The organism is Geminicoccus flavidas, from assembly GCF_009806515.1.
Classification (GTDB): Bacteria; Pseudomonadota; Alphaproteobacteria; order Geminicoccales; family Geminicoccaceae; genus Geminicoccus; species Geminicoccus flavidus.
Map to the genome: position 1 here is coordinate 1 of NZ_WUJP01001082.1, position 8,992 is coordinate 8,992.

Here is an 8,992-nt window from a genome sequence, read left to right on the forward strand (position 1 = left end):
TCGCTGCGCAGCAGGCGGTACAGATCTTCCAGGTTCATGCCTGCCACCTTTCCTGATCGAGTGCCGGCTTTGGCAACCGGTAGCAGGCTCTCGCGTTTCCTTCCGGCCCGCACTGTTCAGAGGAAAATGGTGCAAAAGGCCCTCTTCACCCTGGACGACATCCTCACCTGCGGTGCCAACGAACTCACGGTCGCTTGTAGTTCTTTAGGAAACGATTGATGAACCATATAAGTTTATCTGCGTCATCTCTCAGTAAAATCTGAGCATAAAGAACGTAACCCGGAACTTTCAGTGCCAGGTACTGGTTGGTCAGCCCGACGATCTTCGCGAGGCAGGCCAGACCAGCAGGATCTGTCTAGTTCATTCAGAGCTGAGATAGAGGCCAGTTCCACGATCGCCCGGCGCACGCCGTGCATCAGTGAAGGTCTTATTCGATGTTCAGCCAGCGAGTTTCGCTGTGGCATCAACCAGTACGGGGCCAGTATGCGACCTGAGTCACTCGAATTCCTAAAGGCTATCATAGGCACGCCCTCACCTAGCGGCTACGAGCAGCCAGTCGCCAGACTATACCGGGAATATACTGACCGTTTCGCCCATCAGGTCACTACGGATGTACATGGCAATGTGACCGCGGCGCTCAACCCAGACGCGCCGATGAAGGTCATGCTGTCAGGGCACATGGATGAGATCGGGTTCATCGTCCACTACATCAGCGACGAGGGCCTTCTGTATTTCAGCGGCATCGGCGGGCACGACGGTGTGATCCCGGTCGGGCAGAGGGTATGGGTGCATGGCAAGGAGCGCGTGGCAGGCGTTGTCGGGCGCAAGGCCATCCATCTGCTCGAGGAGGAAGAGCGCAAGAAGAAGCCCGAGCTGAAGGACCTTTGGATCGATATCGGAGCGACCTCGCGCTCGGAAGTCGAAGCGGTCGTTCAGCTTGGCGACGTGGTGACCTATCAGTATGAATTCCAGCAGCTAATGGGAGGCCGTGCCACTGCACGGGGATTCGACAATAAAGCCGGCACGTTCATTGTGGCTGAGGCATTTCGACTTCTGAAGGAGAAGCAGGCGCTGGACCCCGGCGTAGGTGTTTATGCCGTCGCAACGGTACAGGAAGAAATAGGGTCTCGGGGTGCACGAACGTCTGCCTTCAGCGTCAATGCACAGACAGGCCTCGCCGTCGATATGGATCATGCGGTGGACTATCCTGGGGTGAGCAAGTCCCGATATGGGCAGATGGACATCGGCAAGGGGCCGAGTGTGTCTCGTGGTGCGAACACGAATCCCGTGGTGTTCGCACTCATCACCGAAGCTGCACGACAGGAAGGCATCCCGTATCAAGTAGGCGTGGCGGCCGGGGCAACCCCTACAGATGCGAATGCGATGCAAATCAACCGAGGTGGGATGGCGACGGGTCTGCTCGGCGTGCCGCTGCGTTACATGCATACGCCTTGCGAGCTACTGAGCCTGAAGGATGTGGAGGATTGTGCCCGCCTGATGGCCGCGTACTGCGAGCGCGTTTCACCTGACACGGACTTCACGCCTCGATGAGGGCTAGACGGCTACCTGATCACCGTAAGGTGCGAGTGCCTGCTCCAGCTGCTCAAAAGGCTTCAAGTCGACGATTGGCTTTCCACTGTTGGGCACATCTGCCGGCATACCTTCTGGGGCCAACGAGCGCTTCATCTTCCACCACGAGGACCGAGAGTATCTGAGACAATTCCCGGCTCCAGATAATTGAGTCATAATGAATCGTGAAGAGAAGATGAAGTTTCCGGGCGGTGGTTCATCCTGTTGTGCAGAGTGCATGACTTCGAAAACTAATGCCCGCGTCAGCAGCCTATTATCGCAGCGCAGGCAAAACCTGGGCACCGAAGGCATCGATGAAGGCCTGCTGGTTGCGGCCGACCTGATGCAATTGAATCTCCTCGAAGCCGAGTTCGACCAGCTCCGTGATACGTGCGGCGTGCCATCCAAGGTCAGCGGAGATCCAAACGGAGTTCCGCAGGTCCTCCGGCTTCACAAAACGCGTGGCAGTATCAAAGTCCTCCGGCGTCCGCAATTCCCAATTTACTTCACCGCCTAGAACATTAGTCCGCCACTGCTCATGTGCACCAAGGAGTGCTTCGTCCTCCGTCGCTGCCCAGTTCAGCCCGACTTGAACCACCAGCGGCTTGCCTTCGCCACCACCACGTCGGAAGGCGGTGATCACCTTGCGCATCTGCTCCAGGTCCGCGGAGACCGTCAGCAGTCCATCCGCCCAGGCACCGACCGCCTCTGCCGTCGCCTCGGTTACTGCAGCTCCCAGGAGCGCCGGTGGGTGGACGGGACGGCTGTAGAGCTTCGCTTCTATCGCCGTGACACGACCTCGATGTGTTACAGTTTCGCCGCGCAGCAGCGCGCGGATGATATCAGCGCATTCACGTAGGCGAAGGTTGCGCTCCGACTTCTCCGGCCAAGCGAGGCCGGTGATGTCCTCGTTCAGGCGCTGGCCACTGCCAAGGGCGAGCCAGAAACGGTTCGGGAACATCTCCGCCAAGGTCGCCGCGGCTTGGGCGATGATGGCTGGATGATAGCGGTAGCCCGGTGCCGAGATGACGCCCATGGACAACTCCGTGACGGCCATGGCCGCACCAAGCCAGGACCAAGCAAACCCGGAATGGTTCTGAGCTTTGCCCCAGGGGCGAAAGTGATCGGAGGACATGGCACAATCGAAGCCAACAGCCTCGGCCTGCTGCACGAGGGCAAGCAGCTCCGAAGGAGCGAACTGTTCGTGAGAGGCGTGGAAGCCGATACGGACAGAGGATGTCATGATCCAGCCACCCTCAGGGCATGGAGCAGGCAGGCGACGGTACCGCCTGATCTCCGGCAGGCCTGGAAGAACGATCGGTGCGGTCCTTGGTCCGACACAGGTTCCTTGCGTCGGTGGCTTGCCTCAACCACTGCTTGTGGCTCCAGGCCGCGGCGTGCTGCGCTCGGTGTGGAAGATGTCGGCGATCTCGATAAAACGTGGCCGCTCTGCCAGTTCTTCCAGCGTCATGGAGAGACGCCGTCGCCAGTTGGGATGCTCGTCGGAGGTGGCGGGAACATTCACCTGATCTGCCTCGTCGGTCAGGTCGTCGATCTGCGCCATGGCCAGCATCGAGGGACTGCGAGCGAGAAAGGCATGTGCCGCGCGCGCTAGGGTAGGAATGTCCGGCTCCTCCTCATCCAGAAGCTTCTCCCGCCGCAGGGCCTGCAGCAGCTGGGCCTGATCACGCTGCCGCGCCGCACGCTGCCGCCCCGCTTCTTCGGGGTCAGGATAAAGGCCCAGGCGCTCCTTCAGTCCGATGTCGCGGCTCTCCCACCAGCCACGGAGGGTAGGCAGGTCATGGCTGCCGACCACGGCCAGCGCCAGGGACGGATATGCGTCTGGTGGCAGGAAAGCACCTGTCTGGCCGTCTTGCTCGAAGAACAGCACGCGGTAGGATAGGACATTGGCCTCCGCCATTCGCTCCCGAAAGCCCTCTGGCACGGTGCCCAAATCCTCGCCAACGACCAGGCAGTGCTGGCGATGGCTTTCCAGGGCCAGGATGCCGGTCAGATCGTCGACCGGGTAGGCCACGTAGGCGCCGGTCGAGGGCTTCTGTCCCTGCGGCACCCAGTACAGATGCTGCAGGCCCATGACATGGTCGATTCGCAGGCCGCCAGCATGGCGCATGTTGGCGCGGATCAACTCGATGAAACTGCGATAGCCCTCCTCGCGCAGCGCGCGCGGGTGGAAGGGGGGCAGGCCCCAGTCCTGGCCGGCCGGATTGTAGATGTCAGGTGGTGCCCCGACCTGGGCCTTGGACACGACAGCTGCGGCATTCGTCCAAGTCTCCGCACCTGCACGGTCGGCACCGACCGCCAGGTCGCGGTATAGACCTACCGCCATGCCCTGTTCTCCCGCCGCTGCCGCCGCAGCACCAAGCTGGCTGTCGGCCACCCACTGCAGCCAAGCGAGGAAGTTCAGGCGCTGCCGGTTCTCCGCAGCGAACCTGGCGACAGCGGTTGACGTCGGGTCCCGATACCCTTGGGGCCAGCAACGCCAGTCAGCCTGCGCGGGATCATTCCCGGCAAAATGCTCGCGCAATGCCAAGAACAGGCAATTTTGCTCCAGCACATCGCCCAACTCCTCCCGGAAGGCTTCGAAAGCATTCCAGCGAACCTGGTTGGTGGCGGTCCGGCAGGAATGGAACAGCGCCTCCAGTACCGAAAGCTTGATCTCGGTGACCTTCACGTAGTCCACCAGATGTTCCGCTCGACATGCCTCCAGCTCCCGAAGGAATGCGTCGGAGGCGACCCGCTCCCGCATCTCCGGGCAGTCCTGCAACTCGGGCACGGCCATGACATCGATGTTGAGGATGTTGAGAAGCAAACGGCTGGCCGGCGAGTAGGGACTGGCGTGTTCTGGATTATCGTGGAACATCGCGTGCAATGGGTTGAGGCCGATCACATCGGCCCCGCGCGCTGCCGAGAGTTCCACCAGGCTGCGCAGGTCGCCGAAGTCGCCGATCCCCCAGTCGCTGTTCGAACGCAGGAGGTAGAGCTGTGCTGCGATGCCCCAAAGCCGCTTGCCCTGTTCCAGGGTGGGCGGCAGCCAGCACCGGCCGGGGCTGATCACCAACGTAGTCGCGGCACTACCCGGGTCTACCCGCAATTGATGGTAGCCCCAAGGCAGATCGTTTCCCAGCGCCAGGAGGCGGCGCTGGAGGTCCCGGCCTTCAACACTGAACTGGGCAACAAACGGGAGCCGATCGAACTCAGCCTGGCCTGCGCGCTCCGATCCGTCCTCCAGCCTCAGGTGCCAGGAGATCTGTCTGACATCAGCAGGCAGAGTGATCTCGATGGCGGGTGGACCTGCATTCAGCCGCAGGACCGCTACCGAAGGCAGGGGGCGCAGCCATTCCTCACGGTTCAGGGCCTCTAGCGCGACTGTCGCCTCTGCATCGTCCGCCACCTCCACGCCCATCGCGGCTAAGAGGCTCCGCTTCGTGTCGGCGCTGGAGGGCACGATCTCGCCGCGGGCGTTGCGGAACTCCGGTTCAATGCCCATCCGCTCCGCGAGCCTATCCAGAGCGGAGGTTTCGGGCCCACTGGACGAGCCCGAGCCGTCAGCTGCATCCTCGATGCTCCAGCGAATCGTCCAGGCGCCAAAGCTGCCTTCGTCACCAGCTTCGCCCTCCTGCCAGACCACCCGACCGGAGGCAGGTGGGAAGCCTTCTACCCGCCGGGCCGAAAGATTTGCTGCAAGAACCAGAGTGCTGTCACCTTGGCTCAGTGGCCAGCGCACAACCACCCCACCTTCCCCGATCACCTCGTAGCGCCCGCCAGCACGAATACCATCAAGGCGCGGCATGATCTCGGCGTGCCGGGTAGCGATCACCCGGCGGTACCAATCCAGCCAGGCGGTATGAGCCGGTCGTGCGACGTCGTCCCAGCGAAGCTTGGCCGCGATGAAGGTGTCTTCGGCCGTGGGATCAGGGATGCGCTCCCGCTTCGCCGGATCCTGGAACTCTGGAAAGCTAGCGAACTCTTCGCGCCGTCCCTTGCGCACTGCATCGGCAAGCTCGGGGCCAAAGTCGCAGAAGAAGGGAAACGGCTGTGCAGCACCCCATTCCTCACCCATGAACAGCATCGGCACCTGCGGGAGCAGGAGATAGACGGCGGCCACCGCGCGCACCGCTTCTTCCGGGGCGAAGGCGGTCAGGCGATCGCCAAAGGCCCGGTTGCCGACCTGATCGTGGTTCTGGATGAAGGCCACAAAAGCAGTAGGTGGCAGGTCACTGCTTGGCTCTCCGCGTGCGTGGCCGCGATAGGGCATCAGCTCGCCCTGAAAGGCAAAGCCCTCCGCCAAGGCACGACCCAGCTTCTCCGTGTCACCAAGATAGTCCGCATAGTAGCCCTTGGCTTCACCGCTCGCTGCGACGTGCAGAACGTGGTGGACGTCGTCGTTCCACTGCGCGCTGTACCAGCGGGGCTGCCGCTCCCCGTTCCGGGTCAGGCGGCTCGCCTGATTTTCCTCGTTCTCCAAGACCAAGTGGATCGGACGATCCGGTACCGCGGCGCGGACGCGTTCGGCCAATTCTTGCAGCAGGTGCTTCGGGCTGTCGTCCATGATCGCGTGGACCGCGTCCAGCCGCAGCCCGTCGAGGTGGAACTCCTCGATCCAGGTCAGCGCGTTGTGGACGAGGAAGTCGCGCACCGGGCCGCTCTCGGACCCGTCCATGTTGATGGCGGCACCCCAGGGTGTCTCGTGCCGGTCGGTGAAGGCCTCGCAGGCGATGGCGTGGAGGTAGTTACCTTCTGGCCCAAAGTGGTTGTAGACCACGTCGAGCAGCACCATCAGGCCGCGCTGATGCGCCGCCTCCACCAGGGCCTTCAGATCGTCTGGCCGTCCGTAAGTGGAGTCGGGCGCATAGGGCAGCACGCCATCGTAGCCCCAGTTCCGTTTCCCCGGGAAATCCGCGATCGGCATGATCTCGATGGCGGTGATACCTAGCGCCACGAGATGGTCGAACTTGTCGATGGCGGCGCGGAAAGTGCCTTCCGGTGTGAAGGTGCCGACGTGCAACTCGTAGACGACAGCCTCGTGCCATGGGCGGCTCAACCAGCCCTTGTCCTGCCAGTCATAGGTGGTCGGGTCGATCACCTCGCTTGGTCCGTGCACGTCCTCCGGCTGATAGCGCGAGGCCGGGTCCGGTACACGCAAGCCGTCTGAAAGCACGAACCGGTAGCGCGTGCCAGCCTTTGCGAGGGCCGTGACCAGTTCGTGCCAGCCCTCGCTAACGCTGTGCATCCGCAGCGGCTCTGCCGCTCCATCCAGTTCCAGTCCAATCGAGCCATGCGACGGGGCCCAGAGACGGAACCGCACCCTGCCGTCCGGCTGTACCTCTGCCCCGAAGGGCATGCGATGCACGCGTGTTGTCATTGCCTGCCCTCTGCATCCAGCAGCGCCAGCACGCCACGTACAGGAATCGCCAGCCAATCCGGCCGGTTGGCCAGCTCGTAAGCAACTTCGTAGAGCGCCTTTTCCAGCATGAAGAAGTCCACCACCTGCTCGGCATCGGCACGCTCCGAAGGACAACCGGCCGCATCATGGGCAGCATCGAGGTAGGCGTCGAGGTAGGTGCGAGAAGCGATCGGCTCCCATTCCCTCAAGCGCTGGAGAGCCGCTTCCCGATCTGCCGCAGGCAAGGCTTGCGGAAGCGAGCGCTCGGCCGCTGCCACTGCGTAGGCAATAGACCGAAGCATGCCAGCGACATCGCGCAATGCCGCGTGCTTAGCCCGCCGCACTGCTAGGGGACGCAGCGGCTCGCCCTCGAAATCCACGATCACGGCATCCTCATCCGTGACCAGCACCTGACCGAGGTGATAGTCGCCATGATGGCGGGTCCTGGCGAAGGTGGAAACGTTGGGGAGTCCTGCCTGAAGACGCTTCATCAGCACTTCGCGCTGAGCAAGCAGAGCTCTCACTGGATCGAGAGTCTCGAGCTCCAGTCGCTCCTCCGCCGCCGCAAGGCCGTCCAGGGCGTGGTGCGCCATCTCCTGGGCAGCCCCGATCCAATCCTTCATGTCCTGAGGCTGTACTGGCTCTGGGCAGAAGGCAGGGTCATCCGTAGTGATCCCGAAGGCAGCATGCATCTCCGCCGTCCGCTGACCAAGCCGGCGCAGCCAGCTGACCGCCTCCTCGGTGGCCTTGGTGCCATCCCCATCCTGTGCCGAGAGCCGTGATAGCCGCTCCAGCATCCAGGACCAACCATCCCCATGATTGGCGACAAAGGCCTGGAGAATGGACAAGGCGACAGGTTCACGACCGGTCCTACTGCCCAACTCGACCCAGCCCAGAAGGGCTGGGGTAGCCATGAAACCGGCCTCGCCGGTCAGGAACTGACTGACCTCCAGCTCCGGGTGGATGCCCTCCTCCAGCTTTCGGATCACTTTCAGGATCGTACTATCGCCGATGCGAATGGAGGTGTTCGACTGCTCGGCACTTCCCCGGCGGATGCTATAGGCGCCACCCGACGCCAAGCCAGTTTCAGCCAGCTGCTCCGTTCGTCTGGCGTGAAGCTCCAATTCCCCTGATGCCTTGTCGTCATTCCGTAGCAGAGCCTCCATCCAGGCATGGACGAAGGTGTCCACAGAGAAGGCTTCCACCAGCCGAATTATCTCCCCGCTGTTCGTACGCGATGTCGCGATCACCTGGGCTGTCTCGGACAACCCCTCCGTGACCAGAGCGAGTGGCACAAAGAGCTTCATGGGCACCTGACCCGGCGGCGTTACCTGCCATATGGCGACCACCGACGGCAGATCCGGCACGGGAAACGGAACGAGGGCCGAAAGAGTGACCTCAGGTCGGCCGGCATCCTTGGCAGGATACCAGCGCCGTTGCAGGAGAAAGTCCGGCAGCGCCGCTTCCGCTGCCGCCTCTACTCCCGAAGGCCAGATGGAGCCGTCGTTGTTCATAATGGAACGGAACAAGTGCGACACGGGAGACCTTCAGCATTGAGTAGAGTGGGAAGAACCAATACTCCTCGAAGACGTTCCAGAGCTGTTAAATAAACTTTTGAACGGAAGCAGGACGACTCATCCAGCCAAGCTGGCTCCTGCATCCAGCAGGATATTGCCAATATCTACCGGGTGATTTTCGTTACAAATTCGGCAATCTAGTTAATCGATTTGCATATAGCAAGTGCATTGCTTGTAAGTGAAGATTATTTTTTCTAGTTTATTATATTGTTTGGGGAAATAGTATAGTATAGTTTAGATCTACGCTCTGCTGGTGGAAGCATACGGATGTGCACTCAGACTCGGAGTTGGCGTCCTATCCTGATGCCGTGCGCCTGCCAGAATGCGTGAGGCGGCGCGTGGCGCTATCTTGTCCACCGCCTTCTTCATTAGGGTGTACCCCAGCAAGACGGCTGATCGAGACGCCCTCTCCTGTCTCACATGGGTTGTTCTTGATCTTCCG

At 61.7% G+C, this 8,992-nt stretch carries 5 protein-coding genes; 2 read left to right on the forward strand and 3 right to left on the reverse strand.

What is annotated here, in order from left to right; translation table 11 throughout:
• Nucleotides 1-219 (forward strand): hypothetical protein (locus tag EQG76_RS32660; protein ID WP_235031649.1); only part of this gene is annotated, 219 nt, incomplete at its 5' end.
• Between the two features lie 405 nt (nt 220-624).
• A complete protein-coding gene (locus tag EQG76_RS30770) occupies nt 625-1,551 on the forward strand; it encodes a M20/M25/M40 family metallo-hydrolase (RefSeq protein WP_200841272.1) in 927 nt (308 codons plus the stop codon).
• 292 nt (nt 1,552-1,843) lie between these two features.
• Here EQG76_RS30770 and EQG76_RS30775 read toward each other — a convergent pair whose 3' ends face one another.
• From EQG76_RS30775 to EQG76_RS30785, 3 genes are all read right to left on the reverse strand, one after another.
• Complete coding sequence (locus EQG76_RS30775) at nt 1,844-2,812, reverse strand: TIGR03885 family FMN-dependent LLM class oxidoreductase (protein WP_159719034.1); 969 nt, start codon at nt 2,810-2,812, stop codon at nt 1,844-1,846.
• Between the two features lie 123 nt (nt 2,813-2,935).
• Nucleotides 2,936-6,895 carry a malto-oligosyltrehalose trehalohydrolase gene (treZ, locus tag EQG76_RS30780; protein WP_235031650.1) on the reverse strand — a complete coding sequence of 1,320 codons (3,960 nt, stop codon included), beginning with the start codon at nt 6,893-6,895 and terminating at the stop codon, nt 2,936-2,938.
• Nucleotides 6,896-6,948: 53 nt separating this feature from the next.
• Nucleotides 6,949-8,511 carry a putative maltokinase gene (locus tag EQG76_RS30785; RefSeq protein WP_159719035.1) on the reverse strand — a complete coding sequence of 521 codons (1,563 nt, stop codon included), beginning with the start codon at nt 8,509-8,511 and terminating at the stop codon, nt 6,949-6,951.
• Nucleotides 8,512-8,992: the final 481 nt, after the last annotated feature.

Bases quoted from the DNA above. Each gene is read 5' to 3' on its own strand.
- EQG76_RS30775 (WP_159719034.1), bottom strand. From the start codon at position 2,812: ATGACATCCTCTGTCCGTATCGGCTTCCACGCCTCTCACGAACAGTTC.